This window comes from Brevundimonas sp. P7753 (genome assembly GCF_013386595.1).
GTDB classification, from domain to species: Bacteria; Pseudomonadota; Alphaproteobacteria; order Caulobacterales; family Caulobacteraceae; genus Brevundimonas; species Brevundimonas bullata.
In genome coordinates this window covers 1-1,574 of the sequence record NZ_JACARP010000173.1, presented here as the reverse complement: position 1 = coordinate 1,574, position 1,574 = coordinate 1, and the positions used below count along the sequence as shown (strand labels likewise).

1 protein-coding gene is annotated in these 1,574 nt (G+C 61.5%); it reads left to right on the top strand.

Features of this window, described 5'->3' with window-relative positions; translation table 11 throughout:
• Window positions 1-165: 165 nt before the first annotated feature.
• On the top strand, window positions 166-1,574 hold a 1,409-nt coding region (locus HX774_RS18785), incomplete at its 3' end, for a hypothetical protein (protein ID WP_218650527.1).

Sequence of the window (1,574 nt, the reverse complement as noted above, 5' to 3'; positions counted from 1 at the left end):
TACAGCATCTGACGGTGCTGGAGGGACCGCTACAGGAGCGGTCACCGTCTTTGTGCAGGAGCAGGATCCTGACTGCCTAACGGCTTCCCTCGTGGATGAGGCGATGGCGCCCCCGCCCGGGTGTTTCTGAGGCGCGGCGGCATGGGGAGCAATAGGATGAGATGGGTGATTTTCGCACAAGCACGGATGTTCGCATTGCGGGGCTCCAGTGTCTGGCGCGGGCGTCAGATTCGGTTTTGTGTTGCCGCGTTGGTCACTGCCCTGGCGGCCGGTGGGGCCCAAGCGCAGGGGGCACCGCAGATTCCGCCGCCTGATAGCTTCAATCCGACCGACGCCAATGGCGTGAATCTATATTCCGGAAGCTATAACTACAGTACATCGGTGATTTCGATTGGCACACTCGGTCAAGGCGGGCTGAGCTATTCGGCGACATTTGATACGAGCGTGGGCGAATGGCGCAATAGCACCGCCGGCATGGTGGTCGAAGAGCCGTTCATCGGCCCGCCTGCGCGGGGCCTCAAATATAGTGTGACGGTGATGGGCGCATCCGCCCTCTTCCTGCCGGACAACGGCGCTTACAGCGTTGTGGATGGGGACGGCACGCTCGCACGGACCGGCGCCGTCTTCACCTATACGGCGCTGGACGGTTCGGTTGCCGAGTTTCTCGGCGGTGTCACCTACAGTCCCTTTGTGGCCAACAAGGGCCTGATCAGTTCGCTGACCCGTCCCAACGGCGAGAGGCTGATCTTCACCTATACGTCAGTGACGATGACGAACGGGTTTCCTGCCCGGCGCATCCAGTCGGTGACGAACAATCTCGGCTATCAGATCCATTTCCAGTACGCTTCCGACACTTGGAACACCGATTGGCGCCGAATAATCAAGGTCACGGCGCTCAACAACGCCGTCGACGCCTGCGCGCCGACCGCCAACATGTGCGCCTTCTCGCAAGCTTGGCCGACCCTGACTTTCGCCCAGACCTCGACCGAGAAAAGCGTCACCGACGCCTTGGGGCGCACGACGCGGCTGCTATTTTCGGGCGGATGGCTGTACGGCGTCCGTCGCCCAACCAACTCCGGCGGCCAGAACATCACCTTTACTTACGACATGACCGACGGACGCATCGCATCGGTCCATGACGGAGCGGGAAGGTGGGCTTACACCTATGACCCGCCGCCGGTGCTCACGCCGCCCCCCGTAGAGGAAACCAGTACGACGACTGTGCGCAATCCTCTTAGCGAGAACACCGTGGTGACCTTCAACTCCACTCAGGTTGATCTGGGAGTGACCGACCATCGCATCATGCGGGTGACGTCGGTGAAGAACCATCTGAACCAGTCAACGAGCTATCTTTACTCGCCCGAGTTTCGCCTGTTCAAGGCGATCTACCCGGAGGGAAACGCACAGCAGTATAGATGGAGCGGGCGCGGCGATCTGTTGTCGGTTACGGGGATCGCCAAGGCCGGGGCGGGATTGGCCAATACGGTTGCAAGCTCCACCCTGACGCCAGGCTGCAGCGTCAATCCGGCTCTGTGTGGCCGCCCGCAGACGATGACCGACGCACGCGGCGGTGT